General features: G+C 50.4%; 24 protein-coding genes and 1 tRNA gene. 7 read left to right on the top strand and 18 right to left on the bottom strand.

What is annotated here, in order from left to right:
* Positions 1-3: 3 nt before the first annotated feature.
* From T488_RS18225 to T488_RS0114580, 3 genes are all read right to left on the bottom strand, one after another.
* Positions 4-2,385: a DUF5682 family protein gene (locus T488_RS18225; protein WP_155267233.1), complete on the bottom strand. Its 2,382-nt coding sequence runs from the start codon at positions 2,383-2,385 to the stop codon at positions 4-6.
* A complete protein-coding gene (locus T488_RS0114585; protein ID WP_028521436.1) occupies positions 2,346-3,446 on the bottom strand; it encodes an ATP-binding protein in 1,101 nt (366 codons plus the stop codon). Before T488_RS0114585 ends, T488_RS18225 begins: the two co-directional genes overlap by 40 nt.
* 395 nt (positions 3,447-3,841) lie before the next feature.
* Positions 3,842-3,916 (bottom strand) — tRNA-Arg (locus T488_RS0114580).
* 104 nt (positions 3,917-4,020) lie between these two features.
* On the opposite strand from T488_RS0114580, the gene T488_RS0114575 reads away from it, so the two are divergent.
* A complete protein-coding gene (locus T488_RS0114575; protein ID WP_028521435.1) occupies positions 4,021-4,572 on the top strand; it encodes a hypothetical protein in 552 nt (183 codons plus the stop codon).
* Here T488_RS0114575 and T488_RS0114570 read toward each other — a convergent pair.
* A complete protein-coding gene (locus T488_RS0114570; protein WP_028521434.1) occupies positions 4,561-4,860 on the bottom strand; it encodes a hypothetical protein in 300 nt (99 codons plus the stop codon). The genes T488_RS0114575 and T488_RS0114570 overlap by 12 nt on opposite strands.
* Position 4,861: 1 nt before the next feature.
* Positions 4,862-6,022, bottom strand: a complete 1,161-nt coding sequence (gene spoIIP, locus T488_RS0114565; protein WP_051536501.1) for a stage II sporulation protein P — start codon at positions 6,020-6,022, stop codon at positions 4,862-4,864.
* Between the two features lie 121 nt (positions 6,023-6,143).
* On the opposite strand from spoIIP, the gene T488_RS0114560 reads away from it, so the two are divergent.
* Positions 6,144-6,995 (top strand): polysaccharide deacetylase family protein, encoded by an 852-nt coding sequence (locus T488_RS0114560; protein ID WP_028521432.1) that lies wholly within the window; start codon positions 6,144-6,146, stop codon positions 6,993-6,995.
* Between the two features lie 45 nt (positions 6,996-7,040).
* On the opposite strand, the gene T488_RS19935 is transcribed toward T488_RS0114560, so the two are convergent.
* The 11 genes from T488_RS19935 to T488_RS18215 are packed head-to-tail and all read right to left on the bottom strand — an operon-like array spanning position 7,041 to position 15,295.
* Positions 7,041-7,760, bottom strand: coding sequence for a DUF4190 domain-containing protein (locus T488_RS19935; RefSeq protein ID WP_082320552.1), 720 nt, complete (start codon positions 7,758-7,760; stop codon positions 7,041-7,043).
* 19 nt (positions 7,761-7,779) lie between these two features.
* Positions 7,780-8,727, bottom strand: coding sequence for a homoserine O-acetyltransferase MetA (gene metA / locus T488_RS0114550; protein ID WP_028521431.1), 948 nt, complete (start codon positions 8,725-8,727; stop codon positions 7,780-7,782).
* A gap of 6 nt (positions 8,728-8,733) precedes the next feature.
* Positions 8,734-9,126, bottom strand: a complete 393-nt coding sequence (locus tag T488_RS0114545) for a hypothetical protein (protein WP_028521430.1) — start codon at positions 9,124-9,126, stop codon at positions 8,734-8,736.
* A gap of 1 nt (position 9,127) precedes the next feature.
* Positions 9,128-9,859, bottom strand: coding sequence for a pseudouridine synthase (locus T488_RS0114540; RefSeq protein ID WP_028521429.1), 732 nt, complete (start codon positions 9,857-9,859; stop codon positions 9,128-9,130).
* Positions 9,860-9,872: 13 nt separating this feature from the next.
* Positions 9,873-11,021 carry a D-alanyl-D-alanine carboxypeptidase family protein gene (locus T488_RS0114535; RefSeq protein WP_028521428.1) on the bottom strand — a complete coding sequence of 383 codons (1,149 nt, stop codon included), beginning with the start codon at positions 11,019-11,021 and terminating at the stop codon, positions 9,873-9,875.
* Positions 11,022-11,079: 58 nt separating this feature from the next.
* On the bottom strand, positions 11,080-11,514 hold the full coding sequence (locus tag T488_RS0114530) for a GerW family sporulation protein (protein ID WP_028521427.1): 435 nt from the start codon (positions 11,512-11,514) through the stop codon (positions 11,080-11,082).
* A 10-nt stretch (positions 11,515-11,524) separates the two neighbouring features.
* Complete coding sequence (locus T488_RS0114525; protein WP_028521426.1) at positions 11,525-12,493, bottom strand: hypothetical protein; 969 nt, start codon at positions 12,491-12,493, stop codon at positions 11,525-11,527.
* A gap of 21 nt (positions 12,494-12,514) precedes the next feature.
* Positions 12,515-13,096: an SMC-Scp complex subunit ScpB gene (gene scpB, locus T488_RS0114520; RefSeq protein WP_028521425.1), complete on the bottom strand. Its 582-nt coding sequence runs from the start codon at positions 13,094-13,096 to the stop codon at positions 12,515-12,517.
* Positions 13,066-13,821 (bottom strand): segregation and condensation protein A, encoded by a 756-nt coding sequence (locus tag T488_RS0114515; RefSeq protein ID WP_028521424.1) that lies wholly within the window; start codon positions 13,819-13,821, stop codon positions 13,066-13,068. Before T488_RS0114515 ends, scpB begins: the two co-directional genes overlap by 31 nt.
* A gap of 3 nt (positions 13,822-13,824) precedes the next feature.
* Positions 13,825-14,556: a site-2 protease family protein gene (locus T488_RS0114510; RefSeq protein ID WP_242838359.1), complete on the bottom strand. Its 732-nt coding sequence runs from the start codon at positions 14,554-14,556 to the stop codon at positions 13,825-13,827.
* Positions 14,557-14,590: 34 nt separating this feature from the next.
* A complete protein-coding gene (locus tag T488_RS18215; protein WP_155267232.1) occupies positions 14,591-15,295 on the bottom strand; it encodes a site-2 protease family protein in 705 nt (234 codons plus the stop codon).
* A gap of 215 nt (positions 15,296-15,510) precedes the next feature.
* Between T488_RS18215 and rpmB the strand changes: the two genes are divergently transcribed.
* The 5 genes from rpmB to T488_RS18210 all read left to right on the top strand — a co-directional run bounded on the left by rpmB (position 15,511) and on the right by T488_RS18210 (position 19,681).
* Positions 15,511-15,696: a 50S ribosomal protein L28 gene (rpmB, locus tag T488_RS0114500; RefSeq protein ID WP_019678047.1), complete on the top strand. Its 186-nt coding sequence runs from the start codon at positions 15,511-15,513 to the stop codon at positions 15,694-15,696.
* Positions 15,697-15,939: 243 nt separating this feature from the next.
* Complete coding sequence (locus tag T488_RS0114495) at positions 15,940-16,518, top strand: hypothetical protein (RefSeq protein WP_028521422.1); 579 nt, start codon at positions 15,940-15,942, stop codon at positions 16,516-16,518.
* Between the two features lie 35 nt (positions 16,519-16,553).
* Positions 16,554-17,258: an amino acid ABC transporter permease gene (locus tag T488_RS0114490; RefSeq protein ID WP_051536499.1), complete on the top strand. Its 705-nt coding sequence runs from the start codon at positions 16,554-16,556 to the stop codon at positions 17,256-17,258.
* 15 nt (positions 17,259-17,273) lie between these two features.
* On the top strand, positions 17,274-18,035 hold the full coding sequence (locus T488_RS0114485) for an amino acid ABC transporter ATP-binding protein (protein WP_028521420.1): 762 nt from the start codon (positions 17,274-17,276) through the stop codon (positions 18,033-18,035).
* 302 nt (positions 18,036-18,337) lie between these two features.
* Positions 18,338-19,681 carry an MATE family efflux transporter gene (locus tag T488_RS18210; protein WP_051536498.1) on the top strand — a complete coding sequence of 448 codons (1,344 nt, stop codon included), beginning with the start codon at positions 18,338-18,340 and terminating at the stop codon, positions 19,679-19,681.
* Positions 19,682-19,807: 126 nt separating this feature from the next.
* Here the strand turns inward: T488_RS18210 and T488_RS0114475 are convergent, their stop codons facing one another.
* Together T488_RS0114475 and cysK are read right to left on the bottom strand one after the other, a co-directional pair.
* Positions 19,808-20,203 carry a pyridoxamine 5'-phosphate oxidase family protein gene (locus T488_RS0114475; protein WP_028521419.1) on the bottom strand — a complete coding sequence of 132 codons (396 nt, stop codon included), beginning with the start codon at positions 20,201-20,203 and terminating at the stop codon, positions 19,808-19,810.
* Positions 20,204-20,236: 33 nt separating this feature from the next.
* Positions 20,237-21,166, bottom strand: coding sequence for a cysteine synthase A (cysK, locus tag T488_RS0114470; protein ID WP_028521418.1), 930 nt, complete (start codon positions 21,164-21,166; stop codon positions 20,237-20,239).
* Positions 21,167-21,267 lie beyond the last annotated feature (101 nt).

Raw genomic sequence — 21,267 nt, 5'->3', positions numbered from 1 at the left:
CCTTCACCTCTCAGCTATCTGAGACATTATCTCACTGTCAAGCCTGTTTCCGAAAGCATAGAGTCTTTCATCAACGGCGCTGCCGTAACGTATCTCTGCCGGCTCCGCACTGTGGAGCTTTGCCACAGCCTTTGCGGTCCCGGCGGTCTCCTGTGGCGTGAAATAACCGAATGCAAGGCGGAGCTGAGGCAATACCTCGATGAAATCATCGTATCCCATGCCTGTGATGAGCTCGTCGGTCATTCTCAGGAAGTCGTTATCACCGAACATTATATCACGGGCAGCGGAAAACAGTCCCTTCAGGTATTCCGCGCCCTGCTTCATCACCTCAGGCGAACCGCACAGAAATCCTCGGAGGACCTGCTCCGCCGTTATGCGCATACTGCTGTCAAAGCTGCACAGCAGACCTATTGCCGCACCGTACACTGCAGGCTGTTTCTGCGGTGCGGAGATGATGAGACGAAGAGCGGATTCAAGCTCCCCTGCACGCTCTCTCAGCAGTGTATCGGTAAGCTCCAGCATATGCTTCATTATGCGTATGCAGGCATCGGCGCGGTCTGACGGGAGCCCCGCCATCAGCGGCAGAGAGGAGATCAGCTTTGAAAAGCATAGCTCAATAAGTGTCCCCGCACTTCTTCCCTCATAGCCGTAGACCTCGCAAAGACGGTAAAGCATCTCAAAAAATCTCATTCCGTCGCCCACCGAGAACAGGTCACCGTCTGCTGCGATAATATCCGACATTATCTGCTGTTCGTTGTCGATACCGATACCCATGACGAAGCAGTCAACAGCCGTTTGCGCTGCCCGTGAGCAGTATTTTTCGTTGTCAAGGGTCCTGCGTACAACAGTCAGACAGGCTTCTTCGATAGTATAACCGTCGGCGGTATGATCGGTAAGTACCGCGTCCACTGAGGGTCTGCGCTGATATGACCACTCCTCGCGGACACGGCTCCTGTCCCTGTTTTCCCGGAGAGCTGCCCCTCTGATGACATGACAGAACCCTGTTCCCAGGTATCGGCAGCGATGGAGAAAGCGGCTGAGCGCCAGACCTCTTGCCGAGGTAAAAAGTCCGCATTCTACGGTCTGCGCAAAGGTATTGTCTGTTTTCAGCCTGAATGCCGCACACTGCTTCTCAAAATCAGCGATAAGCGGCGGAACATGGCTCTTATCGCCGATATGTCCAATTTTATTTCCGACAGCTATCCTTGAAAGAATGTCAAGGGGCATTGACGATGATACAGTTTTTTCGCCCTTGATGAATGTTGAAGTGATACCGTCGGAAAGCTCATACATACCGCATTCCCTTACACCGCGAAGTGCCGCAAGTCCTTTCATGAGCGAGAGTGCCGCGGTAACATCGGGCATTGCCGCAGGGAGGTCTTTATCTGCACATTCCCTTGCGGTCTGCATGAGGAAATCAAGTGTCACCTCATCGTAAGCGCCCTCAGGCGAGCCGTGTGCTATTATTCGTCGGAACACGCTGTCATAGAAGTAAGGATGCTCCATACCCGACGCATAGCCATGTAGTGCATCTGCCGATTCATAGCTGTAAGCAGCAGGATATGCACCTCTCAGGTCGGCAGGTATGCTGTGCAGCTTTGGCGGAGCTGCATTGCCGTTTCTGATAAGCTTCAGCAGCCCGGAGCTGTGAAAGCCGCCTGTTACCACAAGTACCCTTTTATTTGTCTTCATCTCCTCGATGATACGTGAAGCCATAAATCGCTCACGGATAAGGGTACCGTCCGTTTCGGATCCGGCAGGATCGGAATTCTCTCTTGTAAGACAGCAGTATGTGTGCATCTGACGCAGAAACTCCTCGGGCGTGAGAGTAAGTCCCCCGATCTCGAAATACTTCTCCCAGAACTCGTCAAAGCTTCGCACGGAGGTCTTATCACAGAGAGCACGGTACATCTCGCCCTGTGTGAGCCTGGTATCGTCTGCATAATTCTGCCTGTCGCTTCGTCTCAGACCGCTCTGTTCCGCGGTATTTATCATGATCTCGCTGTAGGGCAGATCAATGAACATTGCTTTTATACCGAGTTTTTTCGCCTCTGCAAGTGCATTGTATTCTGGGGAGGAATACAGAAAAGGATAGTAGCATTTATAGTCCTCCCCGTCCTCATTGACAAGCTTTTTCCTGTCCTTGTAGAAATAGTATATGGCAACAGGAAGCCTCGTTTCCTCATGGGTAAGGACGGGTATCAGCCCGCAGGCATCGGAGGGACCTTCAATAAGTACGATGTCGGGGCGGTAAAGCTCCATAGTCCGTATAAGCTGATATGAGCAGACAGGGCTGTGATGACGCACAGGAAAGAGCAGCAGAGGATTATCCTCTGCAATAAGCGTCATTTCAGCAGCTTCGACGAACTGAGATACGTTTTCCATAGCCCACCTTCCTTAGTCTTATCCTTTGAGGCTGTTCTGAAATAAGCGCGGAGCTTCGCAAGATCCTCCCTGTTCTCCTTGCATACAGCACCCACAAGTATCTCTGTGAGAATTCCGAGGTCAAACCGTGAATCATCGTAATACCAGGCGTGACTGAGGGCCTGGAAGTACACCGATACCGCCTCGGCAGTGCTCATTATCGCAGAGGGTCTCTCGACCACAGTACCGTCGGCTGTCCTCCCCTCACGCAGCTCATGATAAGTAACCGCAAGGAGCTCGGCAACATCGGTATCAACAGGCATATCTATATGGCCTGCCTTAGCCATATCCTCAGCCTCACGTATGATTATCTCCTTTTCCTGCTTTACATCGCGCACAGGCTCCACTGTCTCAAAATTAAAACGGCGCTTGAGCGCACCGGACATTTCGTTTACGCCCTTGTCGCGGGTATTGGCTGTTCCTATTATATTGAAGCCCTGACGGGCAAGTACAAGTCCATCGTCACCGAGCTCGGGGATATTGAGTATCTGGTCACTCATAACTGAGATGAGACTATCCTGTATTTCCGCAGGAGTACGGGTTATCTCCTCGAAGCGGGCAAATATGCCCTGCTCCATACCTATAAGAAGCGGTGAGGGCACCAGTGCTTCACGGCATGGTCCCTTTGAGAGAAGGAGCGCATAATTCCAGCTGTATTTTATCATATCCTCGGTAGTTCCTGCCGTACCCTGGACCGTATTGGTGGAAACACCGCAGCAGGCGGCGGAAAGGAGTTCGGAAAGCATAGTTTTTGCCGTACCCGGTTCGCCCACCAGCATAAGTCCGCGGCTGCCTGCGAGGGTAATGATCGCACGTTCAACAAGAGAATCATTGCCGTAGAATTTCTTTGATATTTCAGCTTTGCCCGATGGAGTATCAACTTTGCCACCGAGTATGAAGGTCCTGACAGCACGGGGAGAAAGCTTCCAGTTTTCGGGACGCCTTCCCTTATCGGAAGCTGCAAGGGCTGCAAGTTCATCAGCATAACGTACTTCAACAGGCGGTTTGATAAAATTATCCATTCCGTAGTTCCTCCGTTCGTATTTTGAAATATTATACCATTTATCTGATAAAATGTCAATTTGATTAGACCATTTCGTACATCAGCAGTACCCGAGGCAAACAAATACAAAAAAATCGCGCTCCACAAGAAGTGAAACGCGATTATCCCGCGGGGGACTCCCCGCTGTGTTATCTGTACTAAATAGATGACAGTGCCGTAAGCGATGTACAACTATCATTCCCGATAACGGTAAGCGAGCTTTGCGAGCGACAACGTGGTCGCGGGCACAGGCTCTGTGCTGTGTTATCTGTACTAATTAGATGACAGTGCCGTAAGCGATGTACAACTATCATTCCCGATAACGGTAAGCGAGCTTTGCGAGCGACAACGTGGTCGCGGGCACAGGCTCTGTGCTGGTACGCCTGACTGGAATCGAACCAGCGCACACGGCGTCGGAGGCCGATGCTCTATCCTCTGAGCTACAGGCGCATATTCATATAAAAAATCATGCGACTATATAATTATATCAAAAAGTCTTGAAATTTGCAAGTGTTTGTGATATAATTATAAAAAATAAATTAGGAGGGAACGTTTTGGGGGACTACATTTATCTGATAGTCGCACAGACAGGTACAAGACCCGCACGATTCTTCAAATTTCTAACAAAAAAGCCATATAATCATGTTTCTCTTTCAGGAGATATACAGCTTTCGGAGATGTACAGCTTCTGCCGTACATACCGTCCGTTTCCGCTTCCTGCTACCTTCAACAAGGAGATAGTGGGACAGGGCACACTGGGACAGTACCACAATATCCCCTGCGAGATATACCGCATAAGCGTGACTCACGAGCAGAAGGAAGCCTACAACAAGATAATCAACCACTTCTCACAGCACAGGAAGGTATATTCCTACAACCTTCTGGGACTTCTGGCGGTGTACTTCAATATCGAGTGGAAGCGGGAAAGGAGCTTCGTCTGTTCACAGTTCGTGGCATACACTATGGACAAGATAGGCATACCCCTTGACAAGGCTTTTTCGCTCTATAAGCCCGACGATTTCCGCAGCTTCCCCGGTGCAGACCTTATCTACACAGGCGAGCTGAACACCTTCTACTACACAAGACAGTCCAAGCTATATACATAATGACACCACATAAGCTGCCAGCCTCAGTTCATCAGGCGAAAGCAGATAGGCTCCGCAGTAGAGCTTGCTGTGGGCAGCTATACCAGATATGCTGAAACGGGCACTGTGACCGAGAATGTCCACAGTCGCAGTCTCTTCCTCCACCACCATCTGAGCAGGAACGATATATTCGCCGCTCAGTCGGCTGCTGGAATTGGCATAGGAATAAATAAACATCCATGAGCCGCCGCTCAGGAGCAGATACATGAAAGCTGCTCTGAGTACGGCTTTTTTTCTTTTTCTGCGCATATTATCTCCTTTTCATGGAATTGAGCAGCTCTCCCAGGGACCTGCCGAAAAGCTGGCCTGCGTACTGTACCTGCTCAAGGGTATTGCCGTGGGAGCCTACCTCTATGAGAAGGCTTCCGTTGGTAAGGTCCTGATTATAGTGGCGGTAATCGAATAAAATGGGACGAGTAAAGCCCTCATGGTCCCTCTCCAGCTTCTGCTGAAGGGCACAGGCAAAGTGGAAATTCTGCATACAATCCGGCATACCGAGGGTACCGTCATCGCAGCCCGATATTATCATTATCTGAGCTGCTTCTCTGCCATCCACCTCAACGAAGGGCTGATAGGCATAGCCCTCACCCGAAATGGCGTCCCTGTGAATGTCAAGCACCACCTTTATGCTTGGGTACTTCTCCAGAATGGGCGTTATAGTCTCGCGGCTGCGCCCGTAGGAGCCGTTATAGCTGGGATAATCGTGTACCTCCACGGCGTGTATAACGCCTATGCCCTGAGCCTCAAGCTCCGCCTGAATGGCGTCTCCCACCATGACCACGTTCTTTGTGGGGTCGGTGGTGCGGTAGTTGAAGCTGCTGTCATAATGCTCCCTGACAAAGGGCTCGAAGCTCTCGGTGGTGTGGGTATGGTAGAGGAGCACCAGAGGTTCATCGGTGTCCTCCACGGTAAAATTGGGCAGAAATCCGCTCTCACGGATAAGCTCCTCGTTGGGAATACCGGTCTTGTTGTTCACCTGTCCCCCGCCCTCAAGACCGAAGAAGGCATTGCCGCTGTACAGCCCGTAGGTAGTGCGTATTATCTCCCCGTCCCCCGTTTCCCAGTGGGCAGGATAGGGCTTCTCCCCTGCATTATCAGCCTTCATGTCCAGGGGCGAGGGAAGCCGCAGCAGCTCCCTGTTACCGTCGCTCTCGTCTTCTATGCCGTAGCCCTGTGAAAGCATAATGCTCTCGTCGGGAAGCTCCGAAAATGTAACGCGGCTCACCTCCTGCCTGTCCGCCTTAGGTGGAGCCTCTGCACTGCCCGTGCTGTCCATAAGGAGGGCTTCACCATTCACAGCCCTGTCCACGTATTTTGCTCCCCTTGCACCTGCCGCCACAGTCAGGGGCAGTATCACCGCTGCGGTGCATTTCAATATTCCTCTCAGCTTTCTGCGTCTGCGGCATTTCATAAGCACTCACCTCACAAATAATTCCTTTGAGATAAGTATATTCGCCGTCTGACGGAACTATGTCCCAATTTTATCGTCATTCTTCCGCATTTTTCCGCATATGATACTGTGAGGTGATACCATGTACAGTTGTTTCCGCCTGAAAAGGCTTCTTGCGGCAGTCTCCGCCCTCCTTGTGCTTATAGGTGCAGGCTTTGCACTTATCCCGGTCTTTGCGGAGAACTCTCCCGAGCCTCCCGTGTCTCTGCCCGTCATAATGTACCACAGCGTCTGCGAGAAGGAGCCCTCCGCTTACACAGTGACTCCCGAACAGCTTGAAAGTGACCTTGCCTGGCTGAGCGGCCATGGCTACCGCACCGTCACCGCAGAGCAGCTCATCGGCTACACAAGGGGCGTTGGACAGCTTCCCGAAAAGCCCGTGCTCATTACCTTTGATGACGGCTTTTACAATAACCTGTCCCTTGCACTGCCCCTGCTGGAGAGATACGATATGACCGCCCTTGTGTCTATTGTTGGCAGGTACACCGATGATTATGCAGCCGCCGACCCTCATGCGGACAGCTACTCCTACCTGACCTGGGAGGACATTTCCGACCTTCTCGCCTCGGGACGAATTGAGATAGGCAGCCACACCTATGACCTCCACTCCGACACTGTCCGCAAGGGCTGTGCAAGGCTCCCCGATGAGACTGTGGAGGACTACTCCGCCATGCTTGCCGCTGATGTGGGACTTCTCAGCACAGAGCTGCATCTTAACTGCGGAGTCTCCCCCGTTGTCTTTGCCTATCCCTTCGGCTCGCTCTGTCCCGAGAGCCTGCCGGTGCTCCGTGACAGCGGCATACTCATGACCCTGACCTGCCGCGAGGGCATGAACCTCATCACCCGTGACCCTGACTGTCTCTACGGCATATTCCGATATAACCGCAGCGGACTTCTCTCCACGGGGGAGTACATGGCAGATCTCACACAATAAACAAAGCCCCCGGCGCAGGTGCGCTCAGGGGCTTGTGTTGTTCGGTTATACTAAAAGTGCAGGCTGAAAGCCAAGTGCAAGGTCTGAGGAATCCTCGTCATAGGTGTAGGTATATGAGTATGTACCGCCGCGGTTCTCCTCCTTGCGGCGCTTTACGAACTCATCGAAGAAGTCGTCGAAGGTATTGCCCTCGCCCCATACATCGTCATACTTGCTGTCCCTGTACTTGTCAAATCTTTTAGGGATAGTGCCGTCTCTGTCGTAGTCCTCGATGATCTGATCCTCATGCTCTGCGAAGTAAACCAGATCCTTTGACACATCGTAAAATGTCTTGCCGTAAACGAAAAGTGCCAGACCTGCGAGAACCGAGAATATGATACCGAATATAGCAAGCACGGTACCCTTTCTCTTTTTCACAAGAGAGACGATAGATAAGATGATACAGAGAGGTGCAGTTATGAAGCTCAGAAGAGTACAGCAGAGTATCAGGTTCACCAGAGATACTACAAATGAAGTTATGGCAAGACCTGCTCCGCCCTTTTCCTCGGGCTGATAACCGTTGTTATAGCCGAAATTCTGTCCGTTGTATCCATTGTTGTAGCCATTGTTGTAGCCGTTGTTATAACCGCCGTAGCCGTTATTGTTGTAGCCGCCGTTGTTGTAGCCGTTGTTGTTATAACCGTTATTATAGCCTCCGTTGTTATAACCGCTGTTGTAGCCATTGTTGTTGTAACCGCCGTTGTTGTTTCCGTAGAAATCATCCATTGCTTTTCAGCTCCTTTTCTTACAGACTTGTCTGCCAGTTCCAGTTACGGACCTCCAGCTCGTCCAGATTATATGGTGTCTTCTGATATACGCAGTAATTCAGCCAGTTTGAGAACATAAGGTTGGCCGTGCATCTCCATGAGAAAACAGGCATATTGTCGGGATTGTCACCCGGGAAATAATTGTATGGCATCTGTATGTCGATACCCTTTTCCAGGTCTCTCCTGTACTCGTTGGCGATGGTGTCCCTGTCGTACTCGGAATGTCCTGTGATGAAGTACTGCCTACCGTTTTTATTGGCGACGATGTGTACTCCCGAAATATCCGATGAGGTAAGAATCTCCAGCTGAGGGATACGCTCAATATCCTCTCTGCGGACCTCGGTATTTCTTGAATGGGGCACATAGAAAACATCGTCGAAGCCCCTGAGGAGCTGACAGTTGCTAACCTCAGCCCTGTGGGGGAAGATGCCGAACATCTTATGGTCGAGAGTATACTTTGGTATACCGTAGTGATAGTAGAGACCTGCCTGTGCAGCCCAGCAGATATAGATAGTGGAAAAGACGTGGGTCTTTGACCACTCCATGATACTGCATATCTCCTGCCAGTAGTCCACCTGCTCGAAGTCAAGGAGCTCAACGGGAGCGCCTGTTATTATCATGCCGTCATAGCGGTAATCGGCTATCTCGTCGAAGGTCTTGTAGAACGAGGCAAGGTGACTGGATGAGGTATTCTTTGACACATGGGAAGCCATCTGGAGCAGCTCCACATCCACCTGTAATGGCGTGTTACTGAGGAGCCTCATGAGCTGGCTCTCGGTCTCTATTTTTTTAGGCATTATATTGAGAATAATCACCTTCAGCGGACGGATGTCCTGATGCTCCGCTCTCTCCTTTGACATGACGAAGATATTCTCCTCGCCGAGGGTCTTGAATGCAGGGAGCTCTGAAGAAATCCTGATGGGCACTCAAATCTATCCTTTCTTTTCATCTTTCTTGCTCTTGCAGCTCTGACAGCCGTTCATGAAGCTTTCAAGGTCGCCGCACTGTCTGCTGTCGCCGCTTAAAAACCTGAGTTTTTTCAGGGTATCGAACTTTTTATCGTCCTCCAGCTGAAAGAGCATATGGTTTATGCCCTTCAGCACGCTCTTGAGCATGACTGAGCGAACAAGCCCGTCACAGAGCATCATATCGCCGCAGTCCTCATAGTCATAGACCACAGTCCTCTCGCTGCCGTAGGAATAGGCGATAAAGCCGATAGCCTCGCCCCTGTCAAGGGCTTCCGTGATATGGAGCTGACTGCTCCCCGCAGCCTCGACAAGTCTCTCATACCCGTTGGTATCGAACCTTTCCTGTATCTCCAGCATATCACTTCTCCTTGCCTATGGCATTTCTGATGGCGCGGAGCTCCTCGGCGGTCAGGTCGCGGTAAGCACCGGGCTTCAGCATACCCAGCTTCAGGGGACCTATGCTTATACGGCGGAGCCTTGCCACTTCCAGTCCCACAGCCTCGCACATCTTTCTTATCTGGCGGTTCCTGCCCTCCTTGATGGTCATGAGGAGGACCACCCTGCCCTCTGCCTTGTCCTTTACCACAACGGTAGCGGGGAGAGTTTTCCTGCCGTCTATCTCAACGCCCTCTGAGAGCCTTACAAGCTGCTCGTCGGTAATGTCGGGACGGACCGTAACGCGGTAGGTCTTGGAGATATGGCGGCTGGGGTGCATTATGCTGTTGGCGAACTCACCGTCATTGGTAAAGAGAAGAAGTCCCTCCGAGTTCCTGTCAAGGCGTCCCACGGGGTAGACTCTCTCCTCCACATCTGTAAGGAGGTCCATGACACAGCGCCTGTCCAGCTCATCGGAAACGGTAGTGACATAGCCTCTGGGCTTGTTCATCATCAGGTAGACGAAGCTGCGCTTCTTAGGCATATAAATCCTCTCACCGTCAACGGTGATGATGTCCTTGAAGCCGCACTTGTCGCCCAGCTTGACAGGGTGACCGTTGACCTTAACCCTGCCCTTTGTAATAAGCTCCTCAGCTTTTCTGCGGGAGCATACGCCGCAGTCGGCGATCATTTTCTGAATTCTTATTTTTTCCAAAGTAATCCTATCCTTAATGGGAGAAAAAGCTCCCGATCTTATCCATTATTTTCTGAAAAAGACTTTTGCTGCCCCTGTCTTCGGAATGGACGTCCACAGTCTCCGCGGCGAGAAGGTCAACACTTTCCACTTCCCGTCCCAGGTATCTGACAGAGAGGCTTCCCACCTTCTCCCCCTCCCTTACGGGAGCGTACAGGAAAGGACTCCTCATCACCGTAAAGGTGAAGTCCTCCTCATTTCCTGCGAGGGTGGTGACCGTGACAGTTTCCCTTTCGGGGACTATACGCAGCCTGTCAGCATTTCCGCCGACTATATCCGCAGTCATATCCCGCGGCAGACCTATCTCCGCCAGTCTCACATTTTCAAAGCAGCTGTCATACAGCGCCATATGGTCGTTCCAGTCATTTCTGTCATTGAGGGTGACGCAGATGAGGTCCTTGCCTCCTCTTTCGCAGGCAGACACCAGGCACCGTCCCGCCTCGTCGGTAAAGCCGGTCTTAACGCCGTAAACTCCCTCATACATACCCAGAAGCTTATTGGTGTTCCTCAGCCACCTGTCATATGGCGGCGAGCCGAACTCCACCTTCATGCTGCTCTGAGAGCAGATACTGCGGAAGATGTCGTTCCTCAGCGCCTCACGGGCAAGGAGAGCCATATCAGCTGCCGATGAGCCGTGTCCCTCACCCTCAAGACCCGAGGGCGTGACGAAATAGGTCCTTGAAAGTCCCATTTCACGGGCGCGGTCGTTCATCATCTCCGCAAAGGCATCTATGCTGCCTGCTATCCTTACGGCAGCAGCATTGGCAGCGTCATTCCCAGAGGGAAGCAGCATACCGCAGCACAGCGCGTACTTTGTGACAGTGTCCCCCTCCTGCAAGCCCATAGACGAGCCCTCAACCTTGATGGCGCCGCTGTCCACGGTGAACTCATCATAGAGCCCTCCGCTTTCAAGGCAGAGCAGAGTGGTCATTATCTTGGTGGTGCTTGCCATGGGAAGCTTCATAGATGCGTTGAGAGCATAGACCACCTCGCCTGTATCGGCGGATATTACCGCCGCAGCCTTAGCCTGTACCTGTGGGTACTCAGCTCCGGCTGTATTGCAGGGACAGACCGCAGCAGCAGCCAATACTGCCGCCGCAGATATAGAAACGAGCCATTTCATGGGCACACCTCCGTATGATCATATACTAAAGGTTATGCCCGGGGCTGCTTATTTATTCTCAGTTAAGGGGCACAGACTCGTCTGTGATACCGCCTGCGGCAGTATTGTCGGAGCCGCCCTTTCTCTTGTTGATGAAGCCGCTTACCTTGTCGATGATGCCGGGCATCTTCTCGATAGCAGCGCTGATGGGGTCGCTTGAGCCCTCCATAGTTACCATCTTTGCGGAACCGTCGGGAGAGATAACGAGGAAGCCCTCGGGCTTTATGGAAACGCCTGCACCTGCTCCGCCTCCGAAGAGGTCCTTGTCATACTTTGAAGGCAGGTCGGAGCCGCCCGAAGCGAAGCCGTAGCTCACCTTTGATACGGGGATAATGGTAGTACCGTCGGGAAGCTTTATGGGCTCACCGATAATGGCGTTTACGTCAGCCATCTCCTTGATCTTTTCGATGGAAATTCCTAAGAGATCACTTACTGGTGTATTGTTTGCACTCATGATTTATACCTCACTTCTGCCTTGCGGCGGATTTTTTCAATTTGCGTTTTCTCAGCTTTCCGGGAATGAAAGATCTGAAAATATATGTCATCAGGAACCATGCTCCTGCGATGACCACTGTACCGAGACGGAAGGAGAGCTTTCCTGCTGCGTCCCAGCGTCCTTTGGATACGCCGAACTGCGGGTGTACGTCGATGGTTTTCAGCCTTACGGTAAAGAGCTGGCTGAAAAATGCTATGCCGTTGTAGACCAGAGCCGAGTACCTTCCGTACTTCATGGCGCAGTCATAGGCGTCCTCGTCGGCGATTATGAAGTCGATATACAGATCCTTCAGCTTGAAGCCCTTGAATATCTTCAGCAGGGGGCGCTGAGCGCTCTCCCATATTCCGACTATGAACTCTATCTTGTCGCTGACGGACTTTTTGTCCTCGTACTGAGACTTGTCAGCGCTGTCATCATCTTCATCGAAGAGGTCCTCGTCAAAGTCCTCGTCCTTCTTCTTTTTCTTCTTTTTGTCCTTTTTCTTCTTTTCGGGAGCTTCCTCCCCGGTCATCTCCTCTGTGAAGCTGTCGGTGCGGGGAGCCTCCTCCGCTGCGGACTGAGCGCTTTCCTGCTGAGCCGTTTCCGCGGGGAGCATATCAGCCTCAGGATCATTTACGGGAATGTCCTCCAGCTCCTTCTCCCACTCATACTGTTCTCTCTGTTTTTTCTTTTTTGCCTTTTTTTCCTTTACGGGCTTGTCTTTTTTGGGTTTCTCAGACTTTGAGGGCTTGTCCTTTTTGTTTGCCTTCCGCTTTTTCCACCAGTTGTAAAGGCCGCCGCCGTCGGAGTCCATAAGGTTGATTATCCAAAGCTTGACTTTATAGCTTAATTTGCCGTCGATATAGCTGAACTCTCCTCCCGCAGGAGTAATGAGCACCAGCAGTATGATGCCTAAAACGGCAAGAAGTATATACAGCAGTATTTTTAGTACGATCAATCCTGCCGCTCCTTTCCTTGATTATTCGGTCTGCTTAGCCTCAGCCAGCTCTCTGTCCACGAACTCCTCCTCGGTCTCAAGGACGAGATCGCTCTGTCCCGGGAGAGGGGGAAGATCCGCCACGGAGCTGAGTCCGAAGCTTCTCAGGAACACCGCCGTGGTCCTGTACACTATGGGCTTTCCGGGAACGTCAAGGCGTCCAGCCTCCTCGACGAGTCCCTTTTCCACCAGGTTATTGATGACAGAGGAGCTGTCGATACCGCGGACATTTTCCACGAAGCCCTTTGAAACAGGCTGATTATAGGCGATTATTGTAAGAGCCTCCATAGCCGCATTTGAGAGAGGAGCCGTTCTCTTGGTCTCGAGAGCTGCCCTCACCTGAGGAGCGAACTCCTCACGGGTACACATCTGGAAGCTGCTGTCCAGCTTTTTTATGCAGATACCGCTGCCGCAGTCCTCATAGCGCTCATTGAGCAGCCTTATCATAGAAGGCAGTGTGCCAGCGTCAACTCCGCTTGCCTCCGAGAGGCGGTATATCTCAATAGGCTCGCCGCTTGCAAAGAGGATAGCCTCTATTGCTCCGAGCTTGTCTTTGATCTCCAAGATCTATCCACTCCGTTCTTTCTTCCCTTGAAGAATATCATGGTATTATCGTCACTAATGGTGATACGTCCGTGTCTGGTGAGCTCCAGGACTGCCAGGAATGTGGCAACTCTTGCGGAGCGGTCGGTGACTCCCTCATATAGCTTGTCCATATAGACCTCTCCCGAGTCATAGAGCTGGCGGAGGATATGCACCACCTTGGTCATAACGGAAACTATGCGCCGCTTGACCACTGAGTTTATCTTGTTCTCAACGTGGAGCTTGGCGTGTTCCGACTTTATATTTTTCATTGATATAGCGCTGTAAGCGATAGCCAGTCTCTCGGGCTCATGTACCAGTGTATATGTCATATCCGCCTTGATCTTCATGGGGCTTCTCACGAAGATATTGCCGCCCACAAAGGCGTCCGCCAGAGTTTTTGCCGCTATCTTGCAGAGAGAGTACTCAATGAGAGCGCCCTCCAGTTCGCGCTTCATCTGTTCAGCCTCCTCGGGCTGGGGCAGAAGTGAAGCAGTCTTTATATATATGAGTCTTGCAGCCATTTCGAGGAATTCCCCTGCAAGCTCCAGATTCTGCTCATGAGCCTGATCTATGTAGAGCAGATACTGCTCCAGCAGCTTTGAGATCTCAATATCGCAGATATTCAGCTTGTGCTTTGCAATAAGGCTGAGGAGGAGGTCCAGAGGTCCCTCAAACACCTCAAGCTTGAAAGAAATGGTCTCCATATATCACTCCAGATAGAAAAAGTTATTACCGAAGACGATCTTAATGATCTTGTAGGGTATCTCCAGGAAATTGACATGGAAGAATACCAGTCGGTCAAGTACAGCCCGGCGCCACAGGTCAGCCAGCCAGCCTATGACAGATATCTCGCCCTCGGTGATTATGGCAAGGAGAAAAATGCCGTAAAGAATGTACTGTGACCACTTCATTATCTGCTTGTAGCGGCTGAAGTACCATCTTCTGAACTTTGGCCATGAGAACTGGTAGAATATCTGGAAGCCGTCCAGCGGAGGCAGAGGCAGAAGCGCGATGACACCGAAGCAGAGTCCCGTGTAAGCCGCTTCCCTGAGCACCCTGTAAAGACTTGCCAGAAGTATGGAATCGGGAGCCAGTCCGTAGAGGGCGCCCGAGAGATTATATAAAATAATGTATGAGACAAAGTATGCCAGCGGAGCTGCCAGTGAGATGAGGGTGATGTCACGCTTCATGTGTTTCAGGTTTGAGACGTCATAGTTCATCTCCCTGCTCCAGCCGAAGCCCAGTATCATTATAGTCAGCATTCCCTGACGGTCCATGTGCTTTCTGAAATCCAGACTGAGCCTGCCGCTGTTTTTGGGAGTATCGTCCCCCAGGAGGTGAGCCGTACCTGCCTTGACGAAAGCCGCCAGTGGCATGAGCCCCACCATTACAATGGCTCTGCCTATGAGTATGAGTAATAACCGGTAAAATACGCTCATATAGTAATAAGACCTTTCGGGTGATGTTATGATGTCACTTGAAGAATAACGGTATCCAGGATACCATAAGGTACAGAAGCTGAGCAACCGCCGCTATAATAAAATAGAATGCCACGCGGACATAGAGCAGTCTGCTTCCCAGAATTATCAAAGCAAAGAATATGCCGCTGAGTATGCGCTGATTGTGGAACACCCAGTTATCAAACTTTGCGGGTGTGAATGCCCTGAGGAAATTGAAACCGTCCATAGGCGGCAGGGGTATCATATTGAATACAGCCAGCATTACATTGATGGTTATGAAGTTGGACAGCAGTTCAAAAGCTGCCTTTCCCGCAGGAGAAGCCGCGCTTTCTGCCGTGAACCACTGGTCGCTGTGAGTAATGATACAGCCCGACAGCACCATTATAAAGCAGCCCGTAAGTGCAGCCAGCAGGTTTGAAACAGGTCCTGCCAGAGCTACCAGAGCGTAGCCGAGACGGCGGTGTTTGAACTTTGAGGGGTCCACAGGCACAGGCTTTGCCCAGCCGATACCCAGAATCATCATAGTGATAAGACCGATGGGGTCGATATGTGCAAATGGATTAAGGGTAATGCGTCCCTCTTTCCTTGCGGTATCGTCACCCAGCCAGCCTGCAACAACGCCGTGAGCAGATTCATGTATAGGTATAACAAGCATAAAGGTTATAGCTCTCGCAACGATGAGCATGATAAAGACCATATCTATTCCTGAGTCCCGCATAATTATCCTTTCCCCGTCGGAGAGCAAAGCTCCGACAATAGTTATACAACATATATTATACTATAAAGCGGCATATATTTCAAGTAAAAAAGCACATTTTCGGCTGCCGAAAAAAATTTTTTTGATTTTTTTTAAAAAACACTTGCTTTTTTTCTGATTATGTGTTAAAATAATCATGTTGTATTTTTACAGGTTAGTTAAGGAGGTGCAACCTAATGGCAAAATGTGATATCTGCGGAAAGGGCGTGACCTTTGGAATCAAGGTTTCCCACTCACACAGACGTTCCAACAGAACATGGAAGCCTAACGTAAAGCGTGTAAAGGCTATCGTCAAGGGTACTCCTTGTCATATCTACGCTTGCTCAAGATGCCTGCGTTCAGGCAAGGTTGAGAGAGCTTGATCATCTTTGCATGATAAAAACGGAGCGTTCCGAATGGAGCGCTCTTTTTTTATGCCTGTTCCGCAGCAGAACTTTTTCTCCGCGTCCCTTGCTATTCTCGGAAATATATGCTATAAGCGGGGAGCCCCCGCTGGCTGTTTCGCGGCAGAGCCGTCCGCAAGGGAACTTTTTCTCCGCGTCCCTTGCTATTCTCGGAAATATATGATATAATTAGTCATGTGTTTGTTATAGGAGTTGATAAATATGTCAAGTCATGATGTTTGTCTGAATATAGACGCTTCTGCTCCGGACGATGTATGGGAGAAGATAGCCAAGGTATACCGCTCCATGGATTTCTGGGAGAGCAAAACAGTAGAGGGCTGCCCTGCGTGGACAGGCGAGAATATATGCCTGACAGCTTCCTCCGAACCCGGCGGGCTCCAGATCTCGGGAGAAATGCCCGACGAGATATGGGACAGCTGGTATCCTGAGTTCAAGGCAAAGCTGACGGAAGCTCTTGGCTATGAGATAGGCGAGCCCGAGGACGGATACAACTTCAAGCACTGGAAGCCCTTTGTAAAAAGCTATGCCGACATAAAGTCCATAGATGACAAAAAGATAGTATTCAACGACCTTTCCACCTTCTTCTGGAACAGTTTCACCGACTTTGAAAGGGATATTACCGCAAAGCCGCCTGTTTTCATCTTCCGCTCTGATATGACAGAGCTTAGGGTCAACCTTGAAGGCAAAGGCCTGTTTGCAAAGAAAAAGCAGCATCAGGATTTCGCAGAATTCCATTCAAGACTTAATGAGGCTGGGATAAGAACGCTTGACCTCTCCTGAGCGGCTCACACAATAATAAAAAAGGCGGTATCATTATGACAAAAGAACAGATCGGGACACTGTTTAAGCTAATGCTTGAATATATCCCGCCGACGCTGAAGATATTCGGATTTACCCTGCTGTGGTCCATACCACTTGGCATGATAGTGGCACTTCTGAAAATGTGCAAATTCAAACCCATCAGCTGGCTCACAAACATATACATACTCATAATGCGAGGAACTCCCCTGCTGCTCCAGCTCATAGTCGCCCAGTATTCGGTGCCCTATCTGCTGAAATGGGAGGGCTGCCCCTCATTTATCCACAGCCTCCTCGACGGTGTTGATATACGAAGCGCCAGCTACACCTTCAATATGCTGCTCATTGCCTTTGTGCTCAACTACGCCGCCTACTTCGCGGAGATATTCCGCGGCGGTATCGAGGCTATCCCCAAGGGACAGTATGAAGCCGCAGGAGCACTTGGCTTCAGCCGCGGACAGACCTTCTTCCGCATAATCCTGCCGCAGGTAATAAAGAGAGTAGTCCCCGCCAGCTCCAATGAGATAATCACACTGGTAAAGGACACCTCACTCGCTTCCGCCATCCCATACATGGAGATAATGTACATCGCAAAGAAGCAGGTCCCCACCTATGCTTCTCTCCTGCCCCTTTTCATGGCAGGCGTATTCTATTTCGTATTCGCAACTGTGCTGACGCTTTTATTCGGCTATATTGAGAAAAAGCTCAGCTACTACAAGTAAGGAGGTGCAGCAGTTATGGCAATGCTTGATGTAAAGAACCTGTCAAAGAGCTTCGGCAGCCTTGAGGTGCTCAAGGACATCTCCTTCAATGTGGAAAAGGGAGAGGTCGTGGCAGTCATAGGTCCGTCGGGAAGCGGCAAATCAACCCTTCTCCGCTGCATAAACCAGCTTGAACGTGCAGACGGCGGAGTTATAAACGTCTGCGGCACCGATATGCTCATCAAAAACTCCAGAGGCAAGACGGTCTATGCCGATGCAAAGACTCTCCGCGACATAAGGCTGAAAACAGGACTTGTTTTCCAGAACTTCAACTTGTTCCCCCACATGACAGTTCTCCGCAACATCACTGAGGCGCCCGTGTGCGTACTCAGGGAGGACAAAGCCAAGGCAAAGGAAAAGGCAATGGCTCTGCTGAAAAAAATGGGACTTGAGACCAAGGACAAATCCTATCCCTGCGAGCTTTCGGGCGGACAGCAGCAGCGTGTCTCCATAGCGAGAGCTCTCGCCCTCAATCCCGATATACTCTTCTTCGACGAGCCCACCTCAGCCCTTGACCCCGAGCTTACGGGAGAGATACTCAAGGTCATCAAGGAGCTTGCCGCAGAGGGCATGACTATGGTCATAGTCACCCACGAAATGGCATTCGCAAGGGACGTTGCCGACAAGGTCATCTTCATGGAAAACGGCTACATCGTTGAAATGGGCGCTCCGGAGCAGCTCTTCGGCGAAAACGCCTCTGACCGTGTACAGCAGTTCCTGAAGCGCTTCAACAGCTGATCCAGCTTAAACTAAAAGAAAACCGCTTAAAAAACGAGCATATTCAATAATTAGTCACACCAATTTTACCGCTATTTGTACAAAGCTTTAATAAACCGAGGAAAAATCTGCGCCATTTTCGGCATTTATACGATTTTTCCGAAAAAATCTTGCCTTCCCGGCTTTTTCTGTGATATAATATATTCATGGATATGAGATGGATGACAGTATGGAACGTTTTCTGAGTTCGCTCCGCACTGACATCTGTGTTGACGCTTCTTGGTTACGAAGAGCGCCGATATTATTGGGGGGCATAAAATTTAATGGATAAAAAACCAATACGGCTTGTGTTTTTCAAGTACATATTGGCGAATGTTATCAGCTCTTTAGGTGTATCGGTATATATTCTTATCGATACACTTTTTATTTCTAAGGGGATGGGGTCTGAAGGACTTGCCGCACTTAACCTGTCACTGCCTGTTTTCAACTTTCTGAACGGTTTCGGACTGATGCTGGGAATGGGCGGCGGAAGCAAGTTCTCCATGCTTTACTGTCGCACGGAACGAAAAGAGACCGATGCAGTCTTTACAAACGCCTTCTTTGCCATGCTTGCCATTGCGGCTGTTTTTGAGATACTGGGCATATTCTTCTCCGGACAGGTCACACGACTGCTGGGAGCGGACGAAAGTATCTTCGCAATGTCTCACAGCTACATAAAGAAGGTCCTTCTCTTTTCACCTGCTTTTCTTATGAATAACCTCATGGCTTGCTTCATGCGCAATGACAGCGCACCGAGGCTTGCTATGTTCGGACTTCTGAGCGGTAGCCTTGTCAATGTAATACTTGATTACGTGTTTATTTTCCGTCTTGATATGGGAATGGGCGGTGCGGCTCTTGCGACCTGCATCGCGCCCTTTGTCAGCATGGCGGTTATGAGCATACACATCATAACGGGCTGGAACGCATTCAGTCTCAGAGCGATGCTTCCGTCCATTGGCACTATAAAGGAGATAGTCTCACTTGGACTTCACTCCTTCCTGTCTGAGGTATCGGGCGGAGTTGTCATCATGATATTCAACTTCGTCATATATCGTATCTCAGGCAATACGGGAATAGCCGCATACGGAGTCATCGCCAACACGGCAATTGTTTTCACAGCCATATTCGCGGGCATAGCCGGCGGTATCCAGCCGCTGATGTGCCGCTACCACGGACGCAATGACAGTCAGGCGATAGGTTATGTGCTGCGTCTCGCCATGACTACAGCGCTTATATTCTCGGTTCTGGCATATGCCGCTGTCTTTCTGGGCACCTCCCGCATCGTGGGAGCCTTCAACAGCGAGAGCCATGCGGGCTTCAGGAGCATAGCCGAAAAGGGACTGCGCGAATACTTCCTGTTCATGCCGTTCATGGGAGTCAATTCCGTATTCTCCGTATACTTCACCTCTATGGAAAAGCCCGGACGGGCGCAGATGATCTCCCTGCTCCGCGGAACAGTGCTTGTGATACCCATAGCAATTATTGCATACATACTCCGCAGCATGACATGGGTATGGGCAACAGTTCCCGCAGCGGAAGCCATAACAGCCATAGTGGGCATAACCATTTTCACAGTAAGCGCAAGAAAAAAATGGACGGAGACTCTGAGTCCCCTTCCCACAAGATAAAAACAGCCCCGAAGCATTACGCCTCGGGGCATTTTATTTGATCAAGTTGAGAGTTTAGAGTTGAAAGTTAACGTAAGCGCAGCGAATACATTCACTAATCACTATTCTCTGTTTATCATACGCTTATTACAGTATGCTCTCGCCCTCGCCCATAACGGGGATGATAACAGCCTTTGCGTCCTCAAGATGGAATATCATCATCTTGTTTCCTGTCTTGTCGTTGTAGATGTCTCTGAGGTGAGGAGCGCCGTCCAGAGCAGCCTCAGCGTACTTGGGATCAGTCTCGAAAACAGCCTTGCCTGTGTAGCGAAGCCACTTTCCGTCAGGCTTGCAGGCAGCTATCTCACAAAGGGGCGAAGCAACGAGCTGCTTGTATACGTCCTTGAAGTCTCCCACGCCGAAAAGCACCTTTCCGTCCATTTCCATGTGAAGACCGAGTGGTCTCAGCTTAGGCTGGTCGCCGTCCTTTGTAGCCAGGAAGAAAACTCCTGCTTCGGTGAGAAAATCGTTGAGTTTGCTCATAAAATATACCTCCTTATGCACATTCCGTGCTTATTAGTCCTCAAATAAAGGTGTTGAGAAGTATCTCTCGGCAGTATCGGGAAGGATAGTAACGACAGTCTTTCCCTCGCCCAGCTTCTCGGCAAGCTTCAGAGCTGCCGCAACATTTGTGCCGCTGGAGATACCGCACATTATTCCCTCCTTGGAAGCTAAGTCCTTTGCGGTCTGTATAGCCTCCTCGTCGGTAACTATATAGATGTCATCATAGATGTTCTGATTGAGTATATCGGGGATTATACCGTCGCCAATGCCCATCTGGAGGTGGGTGCCGATGTTGCCGCCCGCAAGTATAGCAGCATTCTCGGGCTCAACAGCCCATATGACCATATCGGGGTACTGAGCCTTGAGAGCCTCTCCGATACCTGTTATAGTACCGCCTGTACCTATTCCCGAGCAGAAGCCGTCTATCTTCACCGCAGACTGCTCCAGAATCTCAAGGGCTGTGTGATACTTGTGTGCGCCGATATTGTTCACATTGGCGAACTGCTGGGGCACGAACACATTCTCGTCCTCCTCAGCCATTCTCAGGGCAGTATCGAGACATTCCTGAATGCACTTGCCTATATCGCCGTCATCGTGGATGAGCTTTACCTCCGCACCGTAATGGTTGACCAGCTTGCGGCGCTCCTCGCTGACGGAATCGGGCATGATGATAATTGTCCTGTATCCCTTAACAGCCCCCACAAGAGCGAGACCTATGCCCTGATTGCCGCTGGTAGGCTCAACGATTATGGTATTCTCGTTGATCTTTCCCTCCATTTCGGCATGACGTATCATATTGTAAGCGGTACGGGTCTTAATGGAACCGCCCACATTGAGTCCCTCGAACTTAACGAGTACGTCGGCATTGCCCTTTTTGTTCATACGGTTGAGCTTTATCATGGGAGTATGCCCCATTGCTTCCAGAATATTATTGTATATCATTGTCAGTTCTCCTTAAACAGCTTTATTGTCACATAACATTACTATTATACAATAAATCCGACTAAAACGCAAGGATTTTTTTTTGCACTCCTCAAAACAGA

The sequence above is a fragment of the Ruminococcus flavefaciens ND2009 genome, assembly GCF_000621785.1.
In the GTDB taxonomy this organism is placed as follows: Bacteria; Bacillota; Clostridia; order Oscillospirales; family Ruminococcaceae; genus Ruminococcus; species Ruminococcus flavefaciens_C.
This window is presented reverse-complemented; position numbering and strand designations above follow the sequence as displayed.

Excerpts from the sequence above, each read along its gene's own strand:
- T488_RS18225 (WP_155267233.1), bottom strand. The coding sequence starts at position 2,385 with ATGGAAAACGTATCTCAGTTCGTCGAAGCTGCTGAAATGACGCTTATT.
- T488_RS0114585 (WP_028521436.1), bottom strand. The coding sequence starts at position 3,446 with ATGGATAATTTTATCAAACCGCCTGTTGAAGTACGTTATGCTGATGAA.
- T488_RS0114570 (WP_028521434.1), bottom strand. The coding sequence starts at position 4,860 with ATGCGCAGAAAAAGAAAAAAAGCCGTACTCAGAGCAGCTTTCATGTAT.
- spoIIP (WP_051536501.1), bottom strand. The coding sequence starts at position 6,022 with ATGAAATGCCGCAGACGCAGAAAGCTGAGAGGAATATTGAAATGCACC.
- T488_RS0114560 (WP_028521432.1), top strand. The coding sequence starts at position 6,144 with ATGTACAGTTGTTTCCGCCTGAAAAGGCTTCTTGCGGCAGTCTCCGCC.
- T488_RS19935 (WP_082320552.1), bottom strand. The coding sequence starts at position 7,760 with ATGGATGATTTCTACGGAAACAACAACGGCGGTTACAACAACAATGGC.
- T488_RS0114545 (WP_028521430.1), bottom strand. The coding sequence starts at position 9,126 with ATGCTGGAGATACAGGAAAGGTTCGATACCAACGGGTATGAGAGACTT.
- T488_RS0114535 (WP_028521428.1), bottom strand. The coding sequence starts at position 11,021 with ATGAAATGGCTCGTTTCTATATCTGCGGCGGCAGTATTGGCTGCTGCT.
- T488_RS0114530 (WP_028521427.1), bottom strand. The coding sequence starts at position 11,514 with ATGAGTGCAAACAATACACCAGTAAGTGATCTCTTAGGAATTTCCATC.
- T488_RS0114515 (WP_028521424.1), bottom strand. The coding sequence starts at position 13,821 with ATGGAGACCATTTCTTTCAAGCTTGAGGTGTTTGAGGGACCTCTGGAC.
- T488_RS0114510 (WP_242838359.1), bottom strand. The coding sequence starts at position 14,556 with ATGAGCGTATTTTACCGGTTATTACTCATACTCATAGGCAGAGCCATT.
- T488_RS18215 (WP_155267232.1), bottom strand. The coding sequence starts at position 15,295 with ATGCGGGACTCAGGAATAGATATGGTCTTTATCATGCTCATCGTTGCG.
- rpmB (WP_019678047.1), top strand. The coding sequence starts at position 15,511 with ATGGCAAAATGTGATATCTGCGGAAAGGGCGTGACCTTTGGAATCAAG.
- T488_RS0114495 (WP_028521422.1), top strand. The coding sequence starts at position 15,940 with ATGTCAAGTCATGATGTTTGTCTGAATATAGACGCTTCTGCTCCGGAC.
- T488_RS0114490 (WP_051536499.1), top strand. The coding sequence starts at position 16,554 with ATGACAAAAGAACAGATCGGGACACTGTTTAAGCTAATGCTTGAATAT.
- T488_RS0114485 (WP_028521420.1), top strand. The coding sequence starts at position 17,274 with ATGGCAATGCTTGATGTAAAGAACCTGTCAAAGAGCTTCGGCAGCCTT.
- T488_RS18210 (WP_051536498.1), top strand. The coding sequence starts at position 18,338 with ATGGATAAAAAACCAATACGGCTTGTGTTTTTCAAGTACATATTGGCG.
- T488_RS0114475 (WP_028521419.1), bottom strand. The coding sequence starts at position 20,203 with ATGAGCAAACTCAACGATTTTCTCACCGAAGCAGGAGTTTTCTTCCTG.
- cysK (WP_028521418.1), bottom strand. The coding sequence starts at position 21,166 with ATGATATACAATAATATTCTGGAAGCAATGGGGCATACTCCCATGATA.